The 24446-nt window shown below is 69.5% G+C and carries 20 protein-coding genes; 16 read left to right on the plus strand and 4 right to left on the minus strand.

The features are described from left to right. The first annotated feature begins 142 nt into the window (after positions 1-142). From secD to BT364_RS08645, 5 genes are all read left to right on the plus strand, one after another. Positions 143-1879 (plus strand): protein translocase subunit SecD, encoded by a 1737-nt coding sequence (secD, locus tag BT364_RS08625; RefSeq protein WP_072484513.1) that lies wholly within the window; start codon positions 143-145, stop codon positions 1877-1879. A 1-nt stretch (position 1880) separates the two neighbouring features. Continuing rightward, positions 1881-2984 carry a protein translocase subunit SecF gene (gene secF, locus BT364_RS08630; RefSeq protein ID WP_072484514.1) on the plus strand — a complete coding sequence of 368 codons (1104 nt, stop codon included), beginning with the start codon at positions 1881-1883 and terminating at the stop codon, positions 2982-2984. Next, positions 2981-3532, plus strand: a complete 552-nt coding sequence (locus BT364_RS08635) for an adenine phosphoribosyltransferase (protein ID WP_072484515.1) — start codon at positions 2981-2983, stop codon at positions 3530-3532. Before secF ends, BT364_RS08635 begins: the two co-directional genes overlap by 4 nt. A 181-nt stretch (positions 3533-3713) precedes the next feature. Then, the gene (locus BT364_RS08640; protein ID WP_072484516.1) at positions 3714-3911 is read left to right on the plus strand and encodes a hypothetical protein; all 198 of its coding nucleotides are present in this window, start codon (positions 3714-3716) and stop codon (positions 3909-3911) included. 331 nt (positions 3912-4242) lie between these two features. Further along, on the plus strand, positions 4243-6822 hold the full coding sequence (locus tag BT364_RS08645) for a RelA/SpoT family protein (protein WP_072484517.1): 2580 nt from the start codon (positions 4243-4245) through the stop codon (positions 6820-6822). A 73-nt stretch (positions 6823-6895) separates the two neighbouring features. Here BT364_RS08645 and BT364_RS08650 read toward each other — a convergent pair whose 3' ends face one another. After that, the gene (locus BT364_RS08650; RefSeq protein WP_072484518.1) at positions 6896-8125 is read right to left on the minus strand and encodes a DUF349 domain-containing protein; all 1230 of its coding nucleotides are present in this window, start codon (positions 8123-8125) and stop codon (positions 6896-6898) included. A 199-nt stretch (positions 8126-8324) separates the two neighbouring features. Further along, positions 8325-9113, minus strand: coding sequence for a peptidylprolyl isomerase (locus tag BT364_RS08655; protein WP_072484519.1), 789 nt, complete (start codon positions 9111-9113; stop codon positions 8325-8327). A 149-nt stretch (positions 9114-9262) separates the two neighbouring features. Between BT364_RS08655 and BT364_RS08660 the strand changes: the two genes are divergently transcribed. From BT364_RS08660 to BT364_RS08675, 4 genes are all read left to right on the plus strand, one after another. Next, on the plus strand, positions 9263-9949 hold the full coding sequence (locus BT364_RS08660) for an MBL fold metallo-hydrolase (RefSeq protein ID WP_072484520.1): 687 nt from the start codon (positions 9263-9265) through the stop codon (positions 9947-9949). A 13-nt stretch (positions 9950-9962) separates the two neighbouring features. Beyond that, positions 9963-11225 (plus strand): histidine--tRNA ligase, encoded by a 1263-nt coding sequence (gene hisS / locus BT364_RS08665; RefSeq protein ID WP_072484521.1) that lies wholly within the window; start codon positions 9963-9965, stop codon positions 11223-11225. A 469-nt stretch (positions 11226-11694) separates the two neighbouring features. Further along, on the plus strand, positions 11695-12330 hold the full coding sequence (locus BT364_RS08670) for a vitamin K epoxide reductase family protein (protein ID WP_072484522.1): 636 nt from the start codon (positions 11695-11697) through the stop codon (positions 12328-12330). 71 nt (positions 12331-12401) lie between these two features. Then, the gene (locus BT364_RS08675) at positions 12402-13784 is read left to right on the plus strand and encodes a replication-associated recombination protein A (protein ID WP_072484523.1); all 1383 of its coding nucleotides are present in this window, start codon (positions 12402-12404) and stop codon (positions 13782-13784) included. 37 nt (positions 13785-13821) lie between these two features. Here the strand turns inward: BT364_RS08675 and BT364_RS08680 are convergent, their stop codons facing one another. Continuing rightward, positions 13822-14523 (minus strand): DUF2470 domain-containing protein, encoded by a 702-nt coding sequence (locus BT364_RS08680; RefSeq protein ID WP_072484524.1) that lies wholly within the window; start codon positions 14521-14523, stop codon positions 13822-13824. A 188-nt stretch (positions 14524-14711) separates the two neighbouring features. Here BT364_RS08680 and rpsD point away from each other — a divergent pair, with 188 nt between their 5' ends. Beyond that, a complete protein-coding gene (gene rpsD / locus BT364_RS08685) occupies positions 14712-15326 on the plus strand; it encodes a 30S ribosomal protein S4 (RefSeq protein WP_072484525.1) in 615 nt (204 codons plus the stop codon). A gap of 27 nt (positions 15327-15353) precedes the next feature. Here the strand turns inward: rpsD and BT364_RS08690 are convergent, their stop codons facing one another. After that, complete coding sequence (locus BT364_RS08690) at positions 15354-17456, minus strand: ATP-binding protein (protein WP_256259634.1); 2103 nt, start codon at positions 17454-17456, stop codon at positions 15354-15356. A gap of 314 nt (positions 17457-17770) precedes the next feature. Between BT364_RS08690 and BT364_RS08695 the strand changes: the two genes are divergently transcribed. The 6 genes from BT364_RS08695 to BT364_RS08720 all read left to right on the plus strand — a co-directional run bounded on the left by BT364_RS08695 (position 17771) and on the right by BT364_RS08720 (position 24409). Beyond that, positions 17771-18208 (plus strand): DUF948 domain-containing protein, encoded by a 438-nt coding sequence (locus tag BT364_RS08695; protein ID WP_072484526.1) that lies wholly within the window; start codon positions 17771-17773, stop codon positions 18206-18208. Between the two features lie 7 nt (positions 18209-18215). After that, positions 18216-18578: a DUF6167 family protein gene (locus BT364_RS08700; protein ID WP_072484527.1), complete on the plus strand. Its 363-nt coding sequence runs from the start codon at positions 18216-18218 to the stop codon at positions 18576-18578. Next, positions 18578-21247, plus strand: coding sequence for an alanine--tRNA ligase (gene alaS / locus BT364_RS08705; protein ID WP_072484528.1), 2670 nt, complete (start codon positions 18578-18580; stop codon positions 21245-21247). The genes BT364_RS08700 and alaS overlap by 1 nt, the downstream gene beginning before the upstream one ends. Beyond that, entirely contained in the window at positions 21244-21729 is a 486-nt protein-coding gene (gene ruvX, locus BT364_RS08710) for a Holliday junction resolvase RuvX (RefSeq protein ID WP_072484529.1), read from the plus strand. The genes alaS and ruvX overlap by 4 nt, the downstream gene beginning before the upstream one ends. Before the next feature lie 96 nt (positions 21730-21825). After that, positions 21826-23586: an endolytic transglycosylase MltG gene (gene mltG, locus BT364_RS08715; RefSeq protein WP_072484530.1), complete on the plus strand. Its 1761-nt coding sequence runs from the start codon at positions 21826-21828 to the stop codon at positions 23584-23586. Beyond that, entirely contained in the window at positions 23573-24409 is an 837-nt protein-coding gene (locus BT364_RS08720) for a shikimate dehydrogenase (RefSeq protein WP_072484531.1), read from the plus strand. Before mltG ends, BT364_RS08720 begins: the two co-directional genes overlap by 14 nt. Positions 24410-24446 lie beyond the last annotated feature (37 nt).

The raw sequence follows: 24446 nt of genomic DNA on the forward strand, positions 1-24446 counted from the left end.
CGCCCGGGGAATGCCGTGAGACCATCGGCGTCCGGCGTTCCCCGGCCCGTGCGATCTTCTGCGGGGGCGGGTCCCCACTACACTTCGTGGCCGCTCGGGCGCGTACCCGGCGCGGGGCGGTTGGACAGGGAGAAACGAGAAGGTGGCAGCACCGAAGAAGAGGCGAGCGCCGGCCGGCGGTCAGGGCAGGCCGGGGCGTTCCCTGGCCCTGATCCTGATCGCCGTGGTCGCGCTCACCGGCGGGATGTTCCTGGCCGATCAGCCGACCCCACGGCTGGGCATCGACCTGGCGGGCGGCACGTCCATCACGCTTGAGGCGAAGAGCGAGCCGGGCCAGGAATCGGCGATCAACAAGACCAACATGGACACGGCGGTCCAGATCATGGAACGCCGTGTCAATGGTCTTGGTGTCTCCGAGGCCGAGGTCCAGACGCAGGGCAAGAGCAACATCATCGTCAACATCCCCAAGGGCACGAACTCCGCCCAGGCCCGGGAGCAGGTCGGTACCACGGCCAAGCTCTACTTCCGGCCGGTGCTGACCGTCGCCCAGGGCACGCCAACCCCGATGCCCAGCGCCTCGTCGTCCGGCAAGTCCACCCCGTCCGGCAGCCCGAGCGCCCCCACCGCCGACAAGGGGAAGTCGTCGGCGACGCCGAGTGCGAGCGCCACCACCCAGGGCCGCGCGGTCACCGGCGCACTCAAGGCCGACTCCACGCCCACGCCGAAGGCGAGCACCACGCCCAAGGCGGACGGCACGCCGTCTGCGTCCGCCGCCGACGAAGCCGCCGCGGCCAAGCTGCAGAAGCAGTTCGCGGCGCTCGACTGCTCCAGCAAGGCGTCCCGGTCCAAGGCCGCCCTGGGTGCCAAGCCGACCGACACGGTCGTCGCGTGCAGCTCCGAGGGCGACGCGAAGTACGTCCTCGGCCCGGCCCAGGTGTCCGGCACGGACGTGGACAGCGCCAAGGCGGCGATCGACCAGAACGGTCAGTGGATCGTTCAGATGGAGTTCACCAAGGGCGGCGCCAAGAAGTTCCAGAAGATTACGGGCCAGCTCGCCCAGCAGCAGTCGCCGCAGAACCAGTTCGCCATCGCGCTCGACGGTGAAGTCGTCTCGGCGCCCTACGTGCGCGCGGCACTGAGCGCCAACGCCGAGATCTCCGGCAGCTTCACCCAGCAGTCCGCCGACGACCTGGCCAACGTGCTTTCCTACGGTGCGCTCCCGCTCTCGTTCAAGGAGCAGAGCGTCACCACCGTCACTGCCGCACTCGGCGGCGAGCAGCTCCAGGCGGGTCTGATCGCCGGTGCCATCGGTCTGGCCCTGGTGGTCATCTACCTGGTGGCCTACTACCGGGGACTCGCGTTCATCGCGCTCCTGAGCCTCCTGGTCTCCGGCATCCTGACCTACACGATCATGTCGCTGCTCGGCCCGGCCATCGGCTTCGCGCTGAACCTCCCGGCGGTCTGCGGCGCCATCGTGGCCATCGGTATCACCGCGGACTCCTTCATCGTGTACTTCGAACGGGTCCGCGACGAGATCCGCGAGGGCCGCACGCTCCGCCCGGCCGTCGAGCGGGCGTGGCCGCGCGCCCGGCGCACCATCCTGGTCTCCGACTTCGTGTCGTTCCTCGCCGCGGCGGTGCTCTTCGTGGTCACCGTCGGCAAGGTCCAGGGCTTCGCCTTCACGCTGGGTCTCACCACCCTGCTCGACGTGGTCGTGGTGTTCCTCTTCACCAAGCCCGTCATGACGCTGATGGCCCGTACGAAGTTCTTCGCCGGCGGTCACCCGTGGTCCGGCCTGGACCCGAAGCGGCTCGGCGCCAAGCCGCCGCTGCGCCGCTCGCGTCGTGTCAACGCCCCCACTGACCCGAAGGAGGCGTGAGATGTCGCGACTCGGCACTCTCGGCGCCCGTCTCTACCGAGGCGAGGTCGGCTACGACTTCATCGGCAAGCGCAAGATCTGGTACGGGATCTCGATCCTGATCACCATCACGGCCATCGTCGGCCTGGCGGTCAGCGGCCTGAACATGGGCATCGAGTTCAAGGGCGGCGCCGTCTTCACCACCCCGAAGACCAGCGTCACCGTCGCCGAGGCGGAGGACCTGGCCACGGAGGCATCCGGCCACCAGGCGATCGTCCAGAAGCTCGGCAACGGCGGTCTGCGCATCCAGATCACCGAGGTCGACACCGCGAAGTCCGACGAGATCAAGAACAAGCTCTCCAAGGACCTCGACGTCCCGGCGGAGAAGATCGCCGCCGACCTGGTCGGCCCCAGCTGGGGTGAGCAGATCGCCAACAAGGCCTGGACCGGCCTCGGCGTCTTCATGGTCCTCGTGGTGATCTACCTGGCCATCGCCTTCGAGTGGCGCATGGCCATCGCGGCCCTGGTCGCGCTGATCCACGACATCACCATCACGGTCGGCATCTACGCCCTGGTCGGCTTCGAAGTCACCCCGGGCACCGTGATCGGTCTGCTGACCATCCTCGGCTACTCCCTCTACGACACGGTCGTCGTCTTCGACAGCCTCAGGGAGAGCACACAGGACATCACCAAGCAGACCCGCTGGACGTACAGCGAGATCGCCAACCGCTCGATCAACGGCACGCTGGTCCGTTCCATCAACACCACCGTCGTGGCCCTGCTCCCCGTCGCCGGTCTGCTCTTCATCGGCGGTGGCGTCCTCGGCGCCGGCATGCTGAACGACATCTCGCTGTCGCTGTTCGTCGGCCTCGCGGCCGGTGCGTACTCCTCGATCTTCATTGCCACCCCGCTCGTCGCCGACCTCAAGGAACGCGACCCGCAGATGAAGGCCCTGAAGAAGCGGGTCCTCGCCAAGCGCGCGGCAGCCGCCGCCAAGGGCGAGTCCGCCGAGGACGACCCGTCGGACGACGGCTTCCCGCAGGACGCCGCCCCCGCCGCCGCGGTCGTCGGCCAGCGCCAGCAGCCCCCCAGGGGTCATGGCCGGACCCCGGGGAAGCGTCGATGACCAGCACCACCGAGAGCACCCGCGAGCTCCTGCTCAGCCGGATCCGCGACATCCCGGACTACCCGAAGCCGGGTGTGCTGTTCAAGGACATCACCCCGCTGCTCGCGGACCCGGCGGCGTTCGCGGCCCTCACCGACACCCTCGCGGAGCTGTGCGTACGGCACGGCGCCACGAAGGTCGTCGGCCTGGAGGCGCGCGGCTTCATTCTGGCCGCCCCGGTCGCGGTCCGGGCCGGGCTCGGCTTCGTACCCGTCCGTAAGGCGGGCAAGCTGCCCGGAGCCACGCTCAGCCAGGCGTACGAGCTGGAGTACGGCACCGCCGAGATCGAGATCCACGCGGGGGACCTGTCCGCCGACGACCGGATCATGGTCATCGACGACGTCCTCGCCACCGGCGGCACCGCCGAGGCCTCGCTGGAGCTGATCCGGCGGGCCGGTGCCGAGGTCGCGGGCGTCGCGGTCCTCATGGAGCTCGGCTTCCTGGACGGCCGTGCCCGGCTGGAACAGGGTCTGGCGGACGCTCCGCTGGAGGCGCTAATCCGCGTGTGAGTACCGCATGTACGAATCGGGTGTCCAGGATTTTTTTGGGCGCCCGATTCGCGTTTGCGCATCAGTATCACTATTGAGCTCGAGAGTGGCTCAAAAATCGATGACAGATTATGTGGCTACCTGATTGGATCTTCCTGATGCCGCTGCTTGGCATCTCAACGGGAGGAACCATTTCAAGGGCATGAAGATGGTCTACGCCTGGAAGGTCTTCAAGGGGGGCAGCATCTGTGTGAAGGCCAAGGGCTTCAATTCCAAGGGGAAGAAGACCTGGTACGACGCCGGCTGCGGGAAGAGCGGCAAGATAACGGTGCCGTGGGGCAACGTTGCCGCGAACAAGGAGATGAAGGTCAAGGGGGCAGCCCTCTTGCGGTGGAGCTGAGGCATCGCCCGACTCCGGTCGGGCCCACGTGCGGCGACCCGCGGTACTGACGGGGCAGGATAGGAGGGGGCGGGGTCTCTCCGCCCTCACCGTCTGAGCTACGCGCCCCGAATGCGAGCACTTGATGGGCACTGCACGGCTGGGCGGGGCCGGTCCCCGGCCCAACGGCACACGAGGGCTATTGCCACACCCGCAGACAAAGGACGGGCACCCGGGAACAACCGGGTGCCCGTCCCGCGTTGTCAGGAGTCTCACGGTCCCCGGGCGAGGACCGGCCGCAGGGTCGATACGATGGCCTCTCCGGGTACCCGGATCCGCACGAGGAGCGCTCTTGCCAGACGAGGCCCAGCCAGTCGCCGCCCCGCAGCCCGACAAGCCCGCGGCGGCCTCAGCCACGCCCGGAAGGAAGCAGCCGGCGGACAAGCCGAAGCCCCCGGCCCCCGAGCCCGGCAAGGGCCCGGACCGGGCGGGCACCCCGGCAGCCGGGGGAGCGCCCGCTTCCCCCGCACAGCCGGCCGTACCCGCCTCCCCGGCCGCGTCCGCCCCGAAGCCTCCTGCGAAGCCCGCGGCCAGGCCGGTGCCGCCGAGCGCCCCCACGACCCGCTCCGGCGGCTCGTCCAACCGGGTGAGGGCCAGGCTGGCCCGCCTCGGCGTGCAGCGCTCCAGCCCGTACAACCCGGTGCTCGAACCGCTGCTCCGTATCGTCCGCAGCAACGACCCCAAGATCGAGACGGCCACGCTGCGCCAGATCGAGCGTGCTTACCAGGTCGCCGAGCGCTGGCACCGCGGCCAGAAGCGCAAGAGCGGCGACCCGTACATCACGCATCCGCTCGCCGTCACGACCATCCTCGCCGAGCTGGGCATGGACCCGGCCACGCTGATGGCCGGGCTGCTGCACGACACGGTCGAGGACACCGAGTACGGCCTGGACACCCTGCGCCGCGACTTCGGCGACCAGGTCGCCCTGCTCGTCGACGGCGTCACCAAGCTGGACAAGGTCAAGTTCGGCGAGGCCGCCCAGGCCGAGACCGTACGCAAGATGGTCGTCGCCATGGCCAAGGACCCCCGGGTCCTCGTCATCAAGCTCGCCGACCGGCTGCACAACATGCGCACCATGCGCTACCTCAAGCGGGAGAAGCAGGAGAAGAAGGCCCGCGAGACGCTTGAGATCTACGCCCCGCTGGCGCACCGCCTGGGCATGAACACCATCAAGTGGGAGCTGGAGGACCTCGCCTTCGCGATCCTCTACCCCAAGATGTACGACGAAATCGTGCGTCTGGTCGCCGAGCGGGCCCCCAAGCGCGACGAATACCTCGCCATAGTGACCGACGAGGTCCAGGCCGACCTGCGCGCCGCCCGGATCAAGGCCACCGTCACGGGACGGCCGAAGCACTACTACAGCGTCTACCAGAAGATGATCGTCCGGGGCCGGGACTTCGCCGAGATCTACGACCTTGTGGGCATCAGGGTCCTCGTCGACACCGTCCGCGACTGCTACGCGGCGCTCGGCACCGTCCACGCGCGATGGAATCCGGTCCCCGGCCGGTTCAAGGACTACATCGCGATGCCCAAGTTCAACATGTACCAGTCGCTGCACACCACGGTGATCGGTCCCAGCGGCAAGCCCGTCGAGCTGCAGATCCGCACCTTCGACATGCACCGCCGCGCCGAGTACGGCATCGCCGCGCACTGGAAGTACAAGCAGGAGGCCGTCGCCGGCGCCTCCAAGGTCCGCACCGACGTCCCCAAGAACACGGGCGGCGGCCGGAGCCAGGACACCGTCAACGACATGGCCTGGCTGCGCCAGCTCCTGGACTGGCAGAAGGAGACCGAGGACCCCAGCGAGTTCCTGGAGTCGCTGCGCTTCGACCTCTCCCGCAACGAGGTCTTCGTCTTCACGCCCAAGGGCGACGTCATAGCGCTGCCCGCGGGTGCGACCCCGGTCGACTTCGCGTACGCGGTGCACACGGAGGTCGGCCACCGGACGATAGGAGCACGGGTCAACGGGCGGCTCGTACCGCTCGAATCGACGCTCGACAACGGCGATCTGGTGGAGGTCTTCACCTCCAAGGCGGCCGGCGCCGGCCCCTCCCGGGACTGGCTGGGCTTCGTCAAGTCCCCCCGCGCCCGCAACAAGATCCGCGCCTGGTTCTCCAAGGAGCGCCGCGACGAGGCGATCGAGCAGGGCAAGGACGCCATCGCGCGCGCCATGCGCAAGCAGAACCTGCCGATCCAGCGCATCCTGACCGGCGACTCCCTGGTCACCCTCGCCCACGAGATGCGCTACCCCGACATCTCGTCCCTGTACGCGGCGATCGGCGAGGGACATGTCGCGGCCGCCGGAGTCGTGCAGAAGCTGGTCCAGGCGCTCGGCGGCGAGGACGAGGCCAACGAGGACATCGCGGAGAGCTCGCCGCCCTCGCGCAGCCGCAACAAGCGCCGCTCCAACGCCGACCCGGGCGTGGTCGTCAAGGGCGTCGAGGACGTCTGGGTCAAACTGGCCCGCTGCTGCACGCCCGTCCCCGGCGACCCGATCATCGGCTTCGTCACCCGGGGCAGCGGCGTCTCCGTGCACCGCGCCGACTGCGTCAACGTCGACTCGCTGTCGCAGCAGCCGGAACGGATCCTGGACGTCGAGTGGGCGCCGACCCAGTCCTCGGTCTTCCTGGTCGCCATCCAGGTCGAGGCCCTCGACCGTTCCCGGCTGCTCTCGGACGTCACCCGTGTCCTGTCGGACCAGCACGTCAACATCCTGTCGGCGGCCGTCCAGACCTCCCGGGACCGGGTGGCCACGTCACGCTTCACCTTCGAGATGGGCGACCCGAAGCACCTCGGCCACGTACTGAAGGCGGTACGGGGCGTGGAGGGCGTCTACGACGTCTACCGGGTGACCTCGGCCCGCAGGCCGTGACACACATACGGAAAAGGGGCTCCCGTACCCATGTACGGGAGCCCCTTTCCTTTGCGGTGCCTGCCTCAGGGCCTCAGCCGCCGAACTCCTCGAGCCCCTTCAGCGCCTGGTCCAGCAGCGCCTGCCGGCCCTCCAGCTCCTTGGCCAGCTTGTCGGCGCGGGCGTTGTTGCCCGAGGCGCGGGCCGTGTCGATCTGCGTACGCAGCTTGTCCACGGCCGCCTGGAGCTGACCGGTCAGACCCGCGGCGCGTGCCCGCGCCTCGGGGTTCGTCCGCCGCCACTCCGACTCCTCGGCCTCCTGGAGCGCCCGCTCCACCGTGTGCATCCGCCCCTCGACCTTCGGGCGGGAGTCACGCGGTACGTGGCCGATGGCCTCCCAGCGCTCGTTGATGGCCCGGAACGCGGCTCTGGCCGCCTTCAGGTCCTTCACCGGCACCAGTCGCTCGGCCTCGACGGCGAGCTCCTCCTTGAGCTTGAGGTTCTCGCCCTGCTCCGCGTCCCGCTCCGCGAAGACCTCGCTGCGGGCGGCGAAGAAGACGTCCTGGGCACCGCGGAAGCGGTTCCACAGATCGTCCTCGGCCTCGCGCTGGGCGCGGCCCGCCGCCTTCCACTCCGTCATCAGGTCGCGGTAGCGGGCGGCCGTGGCCCCCCAGTCCGTGGAACCGGAGAGCGACTCCGCCTCGACGACCAGCTTCTCCTTGGCCTTGCGGGCCTCCTCGCGCTGGGCGTCCAACGATGCGAAGTGCGCCTTGCGGCGCTTGGAGAACGCCGAGCGGGCGTGCGAGAAGCGGTGCCACAGCTCGTCGTCGGACTTGCGGTCGAGCCGCGGCAGGCCCTTCCACGTGTCGACGAGCGCACGGAGCCGCTCGCCCGCGGAGCGCCACTGCTCGCTCTGCGCCAGCTCCTCGGCCTCGGCGACCAGGGCCTCCTTGGCGTGCTTCGCCTCGTCGGTCTGCTTCGCCTTCTGGGCCTTGCGCTCCTCGCGCCGCGAGTCGACCGTCGCGACGAGCGCGTCGAGCCGCTTGCGCAGCGCGTCGAGGTCACCGACGGCGTGATGCTCGTCCACCTGCAGACGCAGATGCTCGATGGCGGTCGTCGCGTCCTTCGCCGACAGGTCGGTGGTCTTCACCCGCCGTTCGAGGAGGCCGATCTCGACCACAATGCCCTCGTACTTGCGCTCGAAGTAGGCCAGAGCCTCCTCGGGGGAACCCGCCTGCCACGATCCGACGACCTGCTCGCCGTCGGCTGTCCGCACGTACACGGTGCCGGTCTCATCGACACGGCCCCACGGGTCGCTGCTCACAGCGCCTCCTCCACCTGATGCCCGCGAGAGGGTTCGCCCCCCTGGCATCGTCCACAGTTTCCTGGGGCGGGCAGCGCCCGCCCTGCACAACGCCAATCTAGGCGACCGGCCGCCCGGCTGTCCGCACTCAGCGCCGCCGAAAAAAATCCGGCCCGCGCCCGTCGTCACCGGACGGCCCGGTCCGGCCGCCCCGAGCCGGTCACGACTTGTCGACAGCGGCCTTCGAGATGTTCACGGCCTTCTTCGGCGCACCGTCGGGGGCGCCGCCCTCCGCGCCCGCCGCACCGATGTCCTTGACGGCCTTCAGCGAGGCGTCGTCCATCGTGCCGAACGGGGTGTAGGTGGGCGGCAGCTTGCTGTCCTTGTACACCAGGAAGAACTGGCTGCCACCGGTGTGCGCCTGGCCGGTGTTCGCCATCGCCACCGTGCCCGCCGGGTAGGTGACCGTGCCGTCCTTGCCCGCCTTGCCCAGCGCGGTCAGGTTCTCGTCCGGGATCGTGTAGCCGGGGCCGCCCGTGCCGTCGCCCTTGGGGTCGCCGCACTGCAGGACGAAGATGTTCTGCGTGGTCAGCCGGTGGCACTTGGTGCCGTCGAAGAAGCCCTTGTCGGCCAGCGACTTGAAGGAGTTCGTGGTGTGCGGCGTCTTCGCCGCGTCCATCGTGAACGCGATGTCGCCCTGGCTCGTCTTGAGCGACATCTCGTACTCGGCCTTTTTGTCGATCTTCATCGCGGGCTCGGGCGCCTCGCTCTTCTTCGGCGACGCGCTGTCCGAAGGGCTCGCACTCGCGGCGGCGTCCGCCTTGTCCTTCTTGCCGTCGTCGTCGAGGGCGAGATAGGAGCCCACACCGATGACCGCCACCACGGCCACTGCGGACGCGATGACGACCGTCAGCCGCCTCGTCCTGCGGCGGGCCTCCTCCCGGCGCTGCTGCTGCCGCTCGAACTTCTCCCTGGCGAGCTGCCGCCGCCGCTGATCGCTGCTGACCACCGGGTGATCTCCTTGTAGGTCGTGTGATGGGGCCTTGGCTGCCCCGTACCGTATATGGGTTAGCTGTGGAATGAGGAGCGCCGGTAGGCTCTGAACTGCCGCGACCTTCTCAGTCGCAATCCACCGTCGGACGACCATTAAGGACGATCGTGCTCATTGCCGGGTTCCCCGCAGGGGCCTGGGGGACCAACTGTTATCTGGTCGCCCCGGCCGCAGGCGAGGAGTGCGTGATCATCGACCCGGGCCACCAGGCCGCGGCCGGAGTCGAGGAAGCGCTGAAGAAGCATCGGCTGAAGCCCGTCGCCGTCGTACTGACCCACGGCCACATCGACCATGTCGCCTCGGTCGTCCCGGTGTGCGGCGCGCACGACGTCCCTGCCTGGATCCACCCGGAGGACCGGTACATGATGAGCGACCCGGAGAAGGCCCTCGGCCGCTCCATCGGGATGCCGCTCATGGGCGAGCTGACGGTGGGGGAGCCGGACGACGTCAAGGAACTGAGTGACGGCGCCCGGCTGAAGCTGGCCGGTCTGGAGTTCGGTGTCGCGCATGCGCCCGGCCATACCAAGGGGTCGGTGACGTTCAGGATGCCCGAGGCCGCGGATGTTCCGCAGATCCTCTTCTCGGGCGACCTGCTCTTCGCCGGCTCCGTCGGACGCACCGACCTGCCCGGCGGCGACCACGCCGAGCTGCTCGAGTCGCTGGCCCGTGTGTGCCTGCCGCTCGACGACTCGACCGTGGTGCTGTCCGGCCACGGCCCCCAGACGACCATCGGCCGCGAGCGCGCCTCGAATCCGTATCTGCACGGTATGGACGCGCCCCGACGAGGAATGTGACGAGAGACATCCCGTGAGCACTTTCAAGGCCCCCAAGGGTACGTACGACCTGACCCCGCCCGACTCCGCCAAGTACCTCGCGGTGCGCGAGGCCATCGCCGCACCCCTGAAGGACTCCGGCTACGGCTACATCGAGACCCCCGGCTTCGAGGACGTCGCGCTCTTCTCGCGCGGTGTCGGTGAGTCCACCGACATCGTGACCAAGGAGATGTACACCCTCACCACCAAGGGCGGCTCCCAGCTGGCACTGCGCCCCGAGGGCACCGCCTCCGTGCTCCGCGCCGCACTGGAGGCCAACCTCCACAAGCTCGGCAACCTGCCCGTGAAGCTCTGGTACTCCGGCTCGTACTACCGCTACGAGCGCCCGCAGAAGGGCCGATACCGGCACTTCTCGCAGGTCGGTGCCGAGGCGATCGGCGCCGAGGACCCGGCGCTGGACGCCGAGCTGATCATCCTGGCCGACCAGGCGTACCGCGCGCTGGGCCTGCGGAACTTCCGCATCCTGCTCAACTCGCTGGGCGACAAGGAGTGCCGCCCCGTCTACCGGGACGCCCTCCAGGGCTTCCTGCGAGAGCTCGACCTGGACGAGGAGACCCGCCGCCGCATCGAGATCAACCCGCTCCGGGTCCTGGACGACAAGCGGCCCGAGGTACAGAAGCAGCTGACCGGCGCCCCGGTGCTGCGCGACTACCTCTGCGACGCCTGCAAGGCGTACCACGAGGAGGTGCGCGACCTGCTCTCCGCGGCAGGGGTGGTGTACGAGGACGACGAGAAGCTCGTGCGCGGCCTCGACTACTACACCCGCACGACCTTCGAGTTCGTCCACGACGGGCTCGGCTCGCAGTCCGCGGTGGGCGGCGGCGGCCGCTACGACGGTCTGTCCGAGATGATCGGCGGACCGGCGCTCCCGTCGGTCGGCTGGGCGCTCGGCGTGGACCGTACGGTGCTCGCGCTGGAGGCGGAGGGGATCGAGCTCGAACTGCCCGCCGCCACCAGTGTCTTCGCGGTGCCGCTCGGCGAGGAGGCCCGCCGGGTGCTCTTCGGCATCGTCACGCAGCTGCGCCGCGAGGGTGTGGCGGCGGACTTCGCGTACGGGAACCGCGGCCTCAAGGGCGCGATGAAGAGCGCGAACCGGTCGGGAGCCCGCTTCACGATCGTCGCGGGCGAGCGCGACCTGGCCGAGGGCGTCGTCCAGCTCAAGGACATGGAGTCCGGCGAGCAGACGCCCGTGTCCCTGAGCGACGTGGCCGGGACGATCCGCGAGCGTCTGACCTAGGCCGTGTCCGGGGTGGCAGGCGGGCGGATTCCCGTTCCGCCGGCCATCCCGGACAGCCGTCGCGTCAACCCGGCGGGTGCGGATTCACCCTGCCGGACGATGTCGGCCGGGAATGCCAACGGCAGTCGGTGTGGGCCGGATCGACGCCGAGCACCGGCACGGCCCCCTCGTCACGGCTTCCGCGAGCGTGCTCTTCCCACCCTGACCGGCGCCCGGACACTGACGGCTTCGCCCTGCCGGATCCCAGGTCCGGGCCGTCGACGGCGGCCAGTTGGCCCCAGCACTTCCCCGGGTCGCGTACCTCCGCCGCGAGTCCGGCCATCGCACAGAGCATCTTCCGGACCTCTGAGTTCCGTGCCGGCCGTGCGCAGACCTTGAGTACACCTTTATGTCCATCGAACAGAGGACCGGTGCCGTGGTACGGCACAATGACCGTGCCCAGCAGGCCACTCACTGATGGAACGGCGATATGACGACTGCAGCGGTTGACCATCCCTCCTCCGAACAGGACGAGGACGGCGGGAAGAAGACCATCGGCGGCAGCCGGGCGCTCGCACTGCTGCTGGTGATCACCGGCGCCGCCGGGCTCCTCGCCGCCTGGATCATCACGATCGACAAGTTCAAGTTGCTGGAGGACCCCAACTTCACACCGGGGTGCAGCCTCAACCCAGTTGTCGCGTGCAGCAACATCATGAAGAGCGACCAGGCGGCCGCCTTCGGCTTCCCGAACCCGATGCTCGGCATGGCCACCTACCCCGTGATCATCGGGATCGGACTGGCGCTGCTCGCGGGCGCCCGCTTCCGCAGCTGGTACTGGCTCGGGATGAACGCCGGCACACTGTTCGGCGTCGGCTTCTGCACCTGGCTCCAGTACCAGTCGCTCTACGACATCAACTCGCTCTGCCTCTGGTGCTGCCTGGCCTGGGTCGCCACGATCTTCATGTTCTGCTACGTCACCACGCACAACATCAAGCACCGGATCATTCCCGCGCCGAACTGGCTGCGCAACGGACTCACGGAGTTCCACTGGGTGCCGCCGGTCCTGTGGGTCGGCATCATCGGCATGCTGATCCTGACCCGCTGGTGGGACTTCTGGACCCGCTGACCGGATCACTCCTGCCTCAGGGGCGACCGGGCCCGGCAGGGATGTCAGTGCCGTGACATAGGCTTCAAAACGTGGAGCCCGACCTCTTTACCGCAGCCGCCGAAGACCGCCAGGAGAAGGACCCGTCCAGCAGCCCGCTGGCTGTCCGGATGCGCCCGCGCACCCTCGACGAGGTCGTCGGCCAGCAGCATCTGCTCAAGCCGGGCTCGCCGCTGCGCCGCCTCGTCGGCGAGGGGAACGGCGGGCCGGCGGGCCCGTCGTCGGTCATCCTCTGGGGCCCGCCCGGCATCGGGAAGACGACTCTGGCGTACGTGGTCAGCAAGGCCACCAACAAGCGCTTCGTCGAGCTCTCCGCGATCACCGCGGGCGTGAAGGAGGTCCGCGCCGTCATCGAGGGTGCCCGCCGCGCCACCGGTGGCTACGGCAAGGAGACCGTCCTCTTCCTCGACGAGATCCACCGCTTCTCCAAGGCGCAGCAGGACTCCCTGCTCCCGGCAGTGGAGAACCGCTGGGTGACGCTGATCGCGGCGACCACAGAGAATCCGTATTTCTCGATCATCTCGCCCCTGCTGTCCCGCTCGCTGCTGCTCACCCTGGAATCGCTCACCGACGACGATCTGCGCGGTCTGCTCAGGCGCGCTCTGGCCGACGAGCGCGGGCTCGGCGGCGCGGTGACGCTGCCGGAGGAGGCCGAGGCGCATCTGCTGCGGATCGCGGGCGGCGACGCCCGCCGGGCGCTGACGGCCCTGGAGGCCGCGGCCGGTGCCGCGCTGTCCAAGCAGGAGAAGGAGATCAGCCTCCTGACCCTGGAGGAGACCGTCGACCGCGCGGCCGTCAAGTACGACCGGGACGGCGACCAGCACTACGACGTGGCGAGCGCGCTCATCAAGTCCATCCGCGGTTCCGACGTGGATGCCGCACTGCACTACCTGGCCCGGATGATCGAGGCGGGGGAGGACCCCCGGTTCATCGGCCGACGGCTGATGATCTCGGCCAGTGAGGACATCGGCCTCGCCGACCCCACGGCGCTGCCCACCGCTGTGGCGGCCGCCCAGGCGGTCGCCATGATCGGTTTCCCGGAGGCGGCGCTCATCCTGAGCCACGCCACCATCGCCCTGGCCCTCGCCCCCAAGTCCAACGCGGCGACGCTCGCGATCTCCGCCGCCCAGGAAGACGTGCGCAACGGCCTCGCGGGCCCCGTCCCGGCCCATCTGCGCGACGGTCACTACAAGGGCGCCGCCAAGCTGGGCCACGCCCAGGGCTATGTGTATCCGCACGACGTCCCCGGCGGGATCGCCGCCCAGCAGTACGCACCGGACGCGGTACGCGACAAGCACTACTACCGGCCCACGCGCTACGGCGCGGAGGCGCGCTACGCCGATGTGGTGGAGCGGGTCCGCGAGCGGCTCGGCCGCACGGCCGGCGACGGCGGCTCCGGGCGGTCCGAGGGCTGAGAGGAGGGCTGAGAGCGGGCGGGAGCCGCGCCCCCGTTCAGAGCTCCGCCGCCTCGAAGAGGGTGTACATGGCCTGGCGCAGTTCGACGACGTCCCGCACCGGAGCGGGGAACTCGAAGCGCCCGTCGTAGCACCGCCCCCCGGCCTCGCACAGCCGCAGCCGCAGCCCGTACCGGTCCAGCGCGAGCGGCACGACGGACGGCAGATGGGCCGGGCAGCGACCGGCCGCCCGTTCGCCCAGCAGCCCGCACAGCGAAGCCAGCTGCTCGCCGTGGCCCGCGTGCAGATGCTGCAGCAGCTCCGTCTCGTACCCGGCCAGCGGGTCGGGTTCGGCGTCCCGGAATTCCTCCGGACCGACCTCCTGCGCGCCCCACAGATCGTCGACGTACGCCTCGTCCGTCTCCAGCCGGAGCATCATCCGGCCGGGCCCGGACATGCCGGGTACGGTGGTGAGCCGGCCCGAGACCCACGCGCGGCCGCGGATCCGGTGCGGGACGGAGACCGGAGCGACGTCCGTGACCTGCAGTACAGCGGTCGGCCCGTCGTCCTCGGCATGCGTCGCGGCCCGTACGACCGGGGAATCCGCGGGGAGTTCCAGGAACAGATCCCCGTCGGGACCCACGCTTCTGGTCACCGGCATCAGCCGGTCCGAGTCGGCCACGTCCAGCCCGGGGATGAGCAGTACCGACGAGCAGGTACTCTGTACGAGAGTTCGTGTGCGCTCGGCTGCTGACGGCATCCGAGTGGTTTCAAGCCCGCCGGGACGCGGCTGACCACGATCTGATCGGTCCTCCGTCGTATCGGCACCCCGAGGGGTGTCGACGCTGTCAGTGCTGTCCGTGATGTGACTGGTGTTCCCCGGGCGAGACATGCGATCTCCTCAAGTAAGGTGAGCCTAACCTAACCTACAACGGAGGTCTGGAGAACGTGCCTAACCAGTCGCGTCCCAAGGTCAAGAAGAGCCGCGCGCTCGGCATCGCACTGACGCCGAAGGCCGTCAAGTACTTCGAGGCCCGCCCCTACCCGCCGGGCGAGCACGGCCGGGGCCGCAAGCAGAACTCGGACTACAAGGTCCGTCTGCTGGAGAAGCAGCGTCTGCGTGCCCAGTACGACATCAGCGAGCGCCAGATGGCGCGCGCGTACGACCGCGCCAAGAAGGCCGAGGGCAAGACGGGCGAGGCGCTGGTCGTCGAGCTCGAGCGCCGTCTCGACGCGCTGGTCCTGCGTTCGGGCATCGCCCGCACCATCTACCAGGCCCGTCAGATGGTCGTGCACGGTCACATCGAGGTCAACGGCGGCAAGGTCGACAAGCCGTCGTTCCGCGTCCGTCCCGATGACATCGTGATGGTCCGCGAGCGCAGCCGCGACAAGCACCCCTTCCAGGTGGCCCGCGAGGGTGGCTACGCCCCCGACGGCGAGACCCCGCGCTACCTGCAGGTGAACCTGAAGGCCCTGGCCTTCCGCCTTGACCGGGACCCGAACCGCAAGGAAATCCCCGTCATCTGCGACGAGCAGCTCGTCGTCGAGTACTACGCCCGCTGATCCAGGCGTAGCCGCTCTCACCAGCGCTCAGGCCCGCCCCTCCCGGATGTACGGGAGGCGGCGGGCCTGAGCGTTCTCCCGGTGGCCCGGCGGCGTTCCCGGCCGTCGCTCCGGGGTCTCGCGGCGGTCCGCCGGGCCGCTCGCCAGAGCCCTGGCCACCGCCGCGTCCGGATCCAGCAGGCCGCCCGTGCACAGCCCCGACTCGTAGCGGACGTCGCCCAGCTCCCGGCGGGCCAGCTCCTCGCAGCGGGCCCGGGGCTGCCCGTAGTGAGCCGATCCGAACAGCGGCAGCCCCACCGACGGCCAGATCCGGTCGGCGGCCCCCTGGAGCACCGCTGCCTCCGCCGCATCGCCCTCGATGGCCGTGACCAGCGCCAGCAGCTCCAGGGCGAGCACCGATCCGAGCAGATCGTGGAAGGTGTGGCTGATCGCCAGCGACTGGCCGAGCAGTTCCCGGGCCCGGTCCGGACGGTCGCGCTGCAACGTCGCGAAGGCCAGCACGTACAGCGCGTACGACAGCGCCCACCGCTCCCCGTGGTCCTCGCAGATCTCCCTGACCTCTTCGCAGATGGCGGCCGCCCCGTCCAGGTCCCCGTGGAATCCGACGGCCATCGCGAGCTCGATCTGTGCCATCAGGACATTGCTGTTCAGCTCGCCGAGCTCCCGGTAGCGGCGCAGCGCGTCGCCCAGCAGCTCCTGTGCCCGCGCCATGTCGTCGGTGACCAGCGCCAGGCATCCCGTCCGGTGCACCGCGTACGCGAGCGCCGTGGAGTCGCCGGCCCGCTCCGCCTCGTCCCGGCACTCCTGCAGCGCGCAGACCGCACCGACCGGGTCGCCCTGGAGCACGGCCACGTGCCCGAGCACCCACAGCGCCTTCAGTCGCGAGGAGTCGTGCGGGGTCTCCTCCTCCAGCACATGGTCCAGCCAGTGCCGGCCCTCCGAGAGCCGCCCGCAACCCACCCAGAGGAACCACAGGGTGCCCGCCAGATACTGCGCGAGATGGGCCTCGCCCGGGCTCTCCAGCGAACACTCCATCGCCCGCCGCAGGTTCGGCAGCTCGCTCTCGGCCCGGCCCGCCACCTCGGCCTGCCGCGGGCCGAACCAGTCGAGCTCGCACCAGGTCGCGAGCCCCAGGTACCAGTCCCGGTGGCGGCGCCGCAGCCGGTCCGTGTCATCGGTGGCCGCCAGCCACTCCGCGCCGTACTCCCGGACCGTGTCCAGCATCCGGTAGCGGGTGCCGTGCGCCGAGTCCTCGCGCAGCACGACGGACTGCGCCAGCAGCCCGGAGAGCACATCGAGCACCGACTCGGCCGGCAGATCGGCGCCGCTGCAGATGTACTCGACGGCCTCCAGGTCGAACTGTCCGGCAAAAACCGAGAGCCGCGCCCAGAGCAGCCGCTGCTCCGGAGCGCAGAGTTCATGGCTCCAGCCGATGGCCGTGCGCAGGGTCTGGTGGCGCGCCAGCGCGCTGCGGCTCGAACCGGTCAGCAGCCGGAAGCGGTCGTCCAGGCGTTGCAGCACCTGGACGGTGGACAGGGCGCGCAGCCGCCCGGCGGCCAGTTCCAGGGCGAGCGGGATTCCGTCCAGGCGGCGGCACAGCTCGCGGGTGGTCACGCGGTTGTCGTCGGTCAGCCGGAAGTCCGGCCGTACGGCGACGGCCCGCTCCGTGAAGAGCAGCATCGCGTCCTCGTCCGTCATCGGCGCGAGCGGGAAGACGAGCTCCCCGTCCAGCTCCAGCGGCAGCCGCCCGACGGCCAGCACCCGCAGCCCCGGGGCGCGGCGCAGCAGTTCCCGTACCAGTCCGGCGCAGGCGTCCACGAGGTGTTCGAATCCGTCGACCACCAGCAGGAGCCGGCGCCCGGCCAGATGCTCGACGAGGGTCGTGCGGGGCGGTCTGCTGGTGTGATCGGTCAGCCCCAGGGCGTCGACCAGGGCGTGCTCCAGCAGTTCGGGGTCGTGGATGTCGGAGAGCTCGGCCATCCGGACACCGTCGCAGTACCGTTTCTCCAGAAGTGCGGCGATCCTGGCGGCGCAGCGGGTCTTGCCCACGCCGCCCACGCCGACCATGGTGACGAGCCTGGACTCGTCCAGTAGCTGAGCGAGACGGACGAGTTCGTTCTCGCGTCCCACGAATCTGTTCAGTTCCGCCGGGAGGTTTCCGAGGGTGGTGGGGGCGCTCGGACCGTGGGGGGACGGAATGGGGCGCTGGGGGCGTCGCATGAAACACGCAGAGTACTTGCAGGAATGCTCTACGTACAATCTCCTTATGGCAATGCCCGCCCTTCCCGCCCGTAATGCGGTACGGGGTGCGACCACCGGCGCGATAGGCTCAAGGGACGACGATCGGCTGTTGCGGCGGCCGTCGCCGGACCGAGCAGAGACTGACAGAGACAGTACAGAGACAGCGACAAGCTAGAGAGCGGTGCACTGTGTCCGGTGGAGAGGTGGCCGGGATCCTGGTGGCCGTCTTCTGGGCGATCCTGGTTTCGTTCCTCGCCGTCGTGCTGGTGAGGCTGGCCCAGACGCTCAGGGCGACCACCAAGCTCGTGGCGGACGTGACCGAGCAGGCCGTCCCCCTGCTCGCCGACGCCTCGGCCACCGTGCGGTCCGCGCAGACCCAGCTCGACAAGGTCGACGCGATCGCCTCGGACGTCCAGGAAGTCACCTCGAACGCCTCCGCGCTCTCCACCACCGTCGCCTCGACCTTCGGCGGCCCGCTCGTCAAGGTCGCCGCGTTCGGCTACGGGGTGCGGCGGGCCATCGGCCGCAAGGCCGCCCCCGAACCGGAACCAGCCCGCCGTTCGGTGATCGTCGGCCGCACAGTGCCGTCCGCACGCGGCAGGAAGCGCAACGGCAGAAGCTCCCGCGGACCGAAGGACTGACGCAGCCATGTTCCGCCGTACGTTCTGGTTCACCGCCGGCGCCGCCGCCGGTGTCTGGGCCACCACGAAGGTCAACCGGAAGCTCAAGCAGCTGACCCCCGAGAGCCTCGCGGCGCAGGCTGCCGACAAGGCGATCGAGACGGGGCACAAGCTCAAGGACTTCGCCCTGGACGTCCGCGAGTCCATGGCCCGCCGCGAAGCCGAGCTGGGCGAGGCGCTGGGCCTGGCGGCACCGGTCGACCAGGACCTCCCGGTCCGCCCGCACTTCGTCGTCGAGGCGTCCGGGCCCGTCGGACCCGACCGGTCTCTTGAGGCCACCAAGTACCGCAAGCTCCCCTACACGTCGTACAACCGGAATGAGGACCACTGATGGAGTCGGCTGAAATTCGTCGCCGCTGGCTGAGCTTCTTCGAGGAGCGCGGTCACACCGTCGTCCCTTCGGCGTCGCTCATCGCGGACGACCCGACTCTGCTGCTCGTCAACGCGGGCATGGTCCCCTTCAAGCCGTACTTCCTCGGCGAGACGAAGCCGCCCGCCCCGCGCGCCACCAGCGTGCAGAAGTGCGTGCGTACGCCGGACATCGAAGAGGTCGGCAAGACCACCCGGCACGGCACGTTCTTCCAGATGTGCGGCAACTTCTCCTTCGGCGACTACTTCAAGGAAGGGGCCATCGGCTACGCCTGGGAGCTGCTCACCAGCTCCGTGGCGGACGGCGGCTACGGCCTCGACCCCGAGCGGCTGTGGATCACGGTCTACCTCGACGACGACGAGGCCGAGCAGATCTGGCGCGAGAAGATCGGCGTTCCCGCCGAGCGCATCCAGCGCCTGGGCAAGAAGGACAACTTCTGGTCCATGGGCGTCCCCGGCCCCTGCGGTCCCTGCTCCGAGATCAACTACGACCGCGGCCCCGAGTTCGGCGTCGAGGGCGGCCCGGCCGTCAACGACGAGCGGTACGTGGAGATCTGGAACCTGGTCTTCATGCAGTTCGAGCGCGGCGCCGGTGACGGCAAGGAGGACTTCCCGATCCTCGGCGACCTGCCGTCGAAGAACATCGACACGGGTCTGGGCCTGGAGCGCCTCGCCATGATCCTGCAGGGCGTACAGAACATGTACGAGACCGACACCCTGCGCGTCGTCATGGACAAGGCCACCGAGCTGACCGGTGTCCGCTACGGCGACAAGCACGACTCCGACGTCTCGATGCGCGTGGTCGCCGACCACATCCGCACCTCCGTGATGCTCATCGGTGACGGCGTGACGCCGGGCAACGAGGGCCGCGGGTACGTGCTGCGCCGCATCATGCGCCGCGCTGTGCGCAACATGCGCCTGATGGGTGCCGAGGGACCGGTCGTCAAGGCCCTGGTCGACGTCGTGATCGAGACGATGGGGCAGCAGTACCCGGAGCTGATCACCGACCGCAAGCGCATCGAGACCGTCGCCCTCGCCGAGGAGGCCGCCTTCCTCAAGGCGCTCAAGGGCGGCACCAACATCCTCGACACCGCCGTCACCGAGACCAAGGCCGCAGGCGGCAAGGTCCTCGCCGGCGACAAGGTGTTCCTGCTCCACGACACCTGGGGCTTCCCGATCGACCTCACCCTGGAGATGGCCGCCGAACAGGGCCTCTCGGTGGACGAGGAGGGCTTCCGCCGCCTGATGAAGGAGCAGCGGGACCGCGCCAAGGCGGACGCCCGCGCCAAGAAGACCGGTCACGCCGACCTGTCCGCCTACCGCGAGGTCGCCGACAGCTCCGGCGCCACCGACTTCACCGGCTACACCACCACCGAGGGCGAGTCGACCATCGTCGGCCTCCTCGTCGACGGTGTGTCCTCCCCGGCCGCGTCCGAGGGCGACGAGGTCGAGGTCGTCCTCGACCGCACCCCGTTCTACGCCGAGGGCGGCGGTCAGATCGCCGACCAGGGCCGGATCAGGCTCGACACCGGCGCCGTCATCGAGGTCCGCGACGTCCAGAAGCCGGTCCCCGGCGTCCACGTCCACAAGGGTGTCGTCCAGGTCGGCGAAGTCACCGTCGGCGCTCCGGTCTTCGCCTCGATCGACGTCAAGCGCCGCCGGGCCATCGCCCGCGCGCACTCCGCCACGCACCTCACGCACCAGGCCCTGCGCGACGCGCTCGGCCCGACGGCCGCCCAGGCCGGTTCCGAGAACCAGCCCGGCCGCTTCCGCTTCGACTTCGGCTCGCCGAACGCCGTCCCCGGCTCGGTCATGACCGACGTCGAGCAGAAGATCAACGACGTGCTCTCGCGCGAACTCGATGTCCAGGCCGAGGTCATGTCGATCGACGAGGCCAAGAAGCAGGGCGCCATTGCCGAGTTCGGCGAGAAGTACGGGGAGCGGGTCCGGGTCGTCACCATCGGGGACTTCTCCAAGGAGCTCTGCGGCGGTACGCACGTCCACAACACCGCCCAGCTGGGCCTGGTGAAGCTGCTCGGCGAGTCGTCCATCGGTTCCGGCGTGCGGCGTATCGAGGCCCTCGTCGGCGTCGACGCGTACAACTTCCTCGCCAAGGAGCACACGGTCGTCGCCCAGCTCCAGGAGCTGGTCAAGGGGCGTCCCGAGGAGCTCCCGGAGAAGATCGCCGGAATGCTCGGCAAGCTGAAGGACGCCGAGAAGGAAATCGAGAAGTTCCGCGCGGAGAAGGTCCTCCAGGCCGCCGCCGGACTGGCCGGGTCCGCCAAGGACGTACGCGGCGTCGCCCTGGTCACCGGCCAGGTCCCCGACGGCACGTCCGCCGACGACCTGCGCAAGCTCGTTCTCGACGTACGTGGCCGCATCCAGGGCGGCCGACCGGCCGTCGTGGCCCTGTTCACCACGGCGAACGGCCGCCCGCTGACCGTCATCGCCACCAACGAGGCCGCCCGCGAGCGCGGTCTCAAGGCCGGTGACCTGGTCCGCACCGCGGCCAAGACCCTCGGCGGCGGTGGCGGCGGCAAGCCGGACGTCGCCCAGGGCGGCGGCCAGGACCCGGAGGCCATCGGCGCCGCCGTGTCCGCCGTCGAACGCCTCGTCACCGAGACGGCGTGACGACGGGAATGACGCAGATGCGCCGCGGTCGTCGTCTCGCGATCGATGTCGGGGACGCCCGGATCGGGGTCGCCTCGTGCGACCCCGACGGGATCCTCGCCACGCCGGTGGAGACCGTTCCGGGACGTGATGTCCCGGCGGCCCACCGGCGGCTCGGGCAGATCGTCGAGGAGTACGAGCCGATCGAGATCATCATCGGCCTGCCGCGGTCCCTCGGCGGCGGTGAAGGACCCGCCGCCGCCAAGATCCGGCTCTTCGCGCAGGAGGTCGCCCGCTCGGTCGCGCCCATTCCGGTGCGGTTGGTGGACGAGAGGATGACCACAGTGACGGCCAGTCAAGGGCTGCGCGCTTCGGGCGTGAAGTCCAAGAAAGGCCGATCCGTCATCGACCAAGCTGCCGCTGTGGTGATCCTTCAGAACGCTCTGGAGTCTGAACGAGCGTCGGGCAGGGCCCCCGGCGAAGGCGTCGAAGTGGTTGTCTGATCGCGATACGGTAACGTTCCGCGCGATGCGGCGGTGCTTCGAACAAGTACCGCACAGCAAAGAGACGGAAGGCCGTCTCGCGGCTCTAGGGGATCGATGACTGAGTATGGCCGGGGCCCCGGCTCCGAACCGCGGCATCCCGAGGACCCCTTGTACGGGGACCAGGGATGGGGAGGACAGCAGTCCGCCCACGGCCAGAGCCAGTACGGCGGCCAGCAGCAGCCCTACGATCCGTACGCTCAGCAGCAGCAGCAGTCGCACGACCCGTACGCCCAGCAGCAGCAGCCGCAGCCGCACGATCCCTACGCCCAGCAGCAGCCGCAGCAGCACGAGCCGTACACCCAGCAGCAGTACCAGCAGCAGCCCGGCTACGCGGTCCCGCAGGACCCGTATGCGCAGCAGCCCCAGCAACCCCAGCAGCCGCAGTACGACAACGGCGGCTGGGACACCGGGCAGCAGTCGGCCGCGATGCCGTACGACCCCCAGCCGGCCGCCGACCCGTACGGCGGCGGGCAGGGCGGCTACGGCGAGACGCACGACTACTACGGCACGCCGGAGGCCTACCCGCCGCCGCAGCCCCCGGGCCGTCGTGAGGCCGCTCCCCAGCAGGCCCCGACGCAGTCTCCGGACTGGGACCCGGAGGTCCAGCCGGAGGAGACCCACCCCTTCTTCACGGGCGCCGACGACCGTGACGACAATGGCGACGAGCGTGACGACGACCCGCGTGAGTCACGCCGCGGCGGCCGGGGCGGCAATGAGCGTCGCGGCAAGGGCAAGAAGAAGAGCCGCAGCGGCAGCGCCTGCCTGGTCGTCTCGCTGGTCCTGGTCGGCGGCCTCGGCGGAGTGGGCTACTTCGGCTACTCGTACTGGCAGGACAAGTTCGGCGCGGCGCCCGACTACGCGGGCAGCGGCTCGGGGTCGGTCGAGGTGGAGATCCCCAAGGGTGCCTTCGGCTACGACATCGCCAACATCCTGAAGAAGAAGGGCGTCGTCAAGAGCGTCGACGCGTTCGTCTCCGCGCAGAACGAGGTCCCCAAGGGGAAGTCGATCCAGGCGGGCGTCTATCTGCTCCGCGAGAAGATGTCGGCGGCCGAGGCCGTGAAGATGATGGTCGACCCGAACAGCCAGAATCTTCTGGTGATTCCCGAGGGTTTCCGCAATGTCGACGTCTACGAGATGGTCGACAAGAAGCTGGGCCTCAAGAAGGGCACGACCAAGGACATCGCCAAGTCCGACGCGTCCGAACTCGGCCTGCCCGACTGGGCGGTCAACGGCAAGGACGTCAAGGACCCGCTGGAAGGGTTCCTGTACCCGGCGGCCTATCCGGTCACCAAGGAGACCAAGCCGGAGATCCTTCTGAAGAAGATGGTCTCCCGCGCCAACGAGGAATACGACAAGCTCGACCTCGAAGGAGCCGCCAAGAAGTACAAGCTGGACGGCCCTTGGCAGGTCCTCACGGTCGCCAGCCTGGTCCAGGCGGAGGGTCTCACGCACGATGACTTCCGCAAGATGGCCGAAGTTGCCTACAACCGCCTGAAGGCGGACAATACGGCCACGAATCGAAAGCTTCAATTCGACTCCGCGTTCAATTACCTCAAGAATCAGAGCAAGATCAAGATCGGGTCGAGTGAGATCCTGAGCAATCCGGACCCTTACAACACCTATTACCACGCGGGTCTTCCGCCAGGGCCGATCAGCAATCCGGGCGACGAAGCCCTGCGTGCAACGCTCAATCCCACAGGTGACGGATGGATGTTCTTCATCTCGCTCGACGGCAAGAAGACCCAGTTCACCAAGACGGCCGCCGAGCACGAGAAGCTCAACCAGAAGTTCAAGGAACAGCATGGCCTCGGCTGACGGACACCATCGGGCAGCCGTTCTCGGCTCGCCCATCGCTCACTCGCTCTCCCCGGTCCTGCACCGGGCCGCTTACGCCGAACTCGGCCTCACCCACTGGGCGTACGACCGGTTCGAGGTCGACGAGGCCGCGCTGCCCGGCTTCGTCGAAGGGCTCGACTCCACCTGGGCCGGGCTCTCGCTGACCATGCCGCTCAAGCGGGCGATCATTCCGCTGCTGGACTCCATCAGCGAGACCGCGTCGTCGGTGGAGGCCGTCAACACGGTCGTGCTCACCGAGGACGGCCGGCGGACCGGTGACAACACCGACATCCCCGGGATGATCGCCGCGCTGCGCGAACGCGGGGTGGAGAAGACCGAGTCCGCCGCCGTCCTCGGCGCCGGCGCGACCGCGTCATCGGCGCTCGCCGCCCTGTCCGAGATCTGCACGGGACCGGTCACTGCCTACGTCCGCAGCCGGGAGCGGGGTCATGAGATGCGCGGCTGGGGCGAACGCCTCGGCGTGGACGTCCGGATCGCCGACTGGGCGGAGGCCGAGCAGGCGCTGCATGCCCCGCTGGTCGTCGCCACCACCCCGGCCGGTGCCACGGACGCGCTGGCCGCCGCCGTACCGGAGCGGCCCGGCACGCTCTTCGACGTGCTGTACGAGCCCTGGCCCACCCGCCTCGCCGCCGCCTGGACTGCCCGGAGCGGCGCAGTGGTCGGAGGTCTCGACCTCCTGGTGCACCAGGCCGTCCTCCAGGTCGAGCAGATGACCGGCCGCGCCCCCGCGCCGCTCGCGGCCATGCGGCGGGCCGGCGAAGAGGCGCTCGCCGCCCGCTGAGCCCTCGGGCCCGCCCGCGTGATCCGTCCGTCTGCTG

The organism is Streptomyces atratus (assembly GCF_900119365.1).
GTDB lineage: Bacteria > Actinomycetota > Actinomycetes > Streptomycetales > Streptomycetaceae > Streptomyces > Streptomyces atratus_B.

Coding starts and splice junctions, on each gene's coding strand:
- secF (WP_072484514.1), top strand. CDS start 1,881: ATGTCGCGACTCGGCACTCTCGGCGCCCGTCTCTACCGAGGCGAGGTC.
- BT364_RS08700 (WP_072484527.1), top strand. CDS start 18,216: ATGTTCCGCCGTACGTTCTGGTTCACCGCCGGCGCCGCCGCCGGTGTC.
- BT364_RS08720 (WP_072484531.1), top strand. CDS start 23,573: ATGGCCTCGGCTGACGGACACCATCGGGCAGCCGTTCTCGGCTCGCCC.
- mltG (WP_072484530.1), top strand. CDS start 21,826: ATGACTGAGTATGGCCGGGGCCCCGGCTCCGAACCGCGGCATCCCGAG.
- alaS (WP_072484528.1), top strand. CDS start 18,578: ATGGAGTCGGCTGAAATTCGTCGCCGCTGGCTGAGCTTCTTCGAGGAG.
- BT364_RS08635 (WP_072484515.1), top strand. CDS start 2,981: ATGACCAGCACCACCGAGAGCACCCGCGAGCTCCTGCTCAGCCGGATC.
- BT364_RS08640 (WP_072484516.1), top strand. CDS start 3,714: ATGAAGATGGTCTACGCCTGGAAGGTCTTCAAGGGGGGCAGCATCTGT.
- BT364_RS08670 (WP_072484522.1), top strand. CDS start 11,695: ATGACGACTGCAGCGGTTGACCATCCCTCCTCCGAACAGGACGAGGAC.
- BT364_RS08680 (WP_072484524.1), bottom strand. CDS start 14,523: ATGCCGTCAGCAGCCGAGCGCACACGAACTCTCGTACAGAGTACCTGC.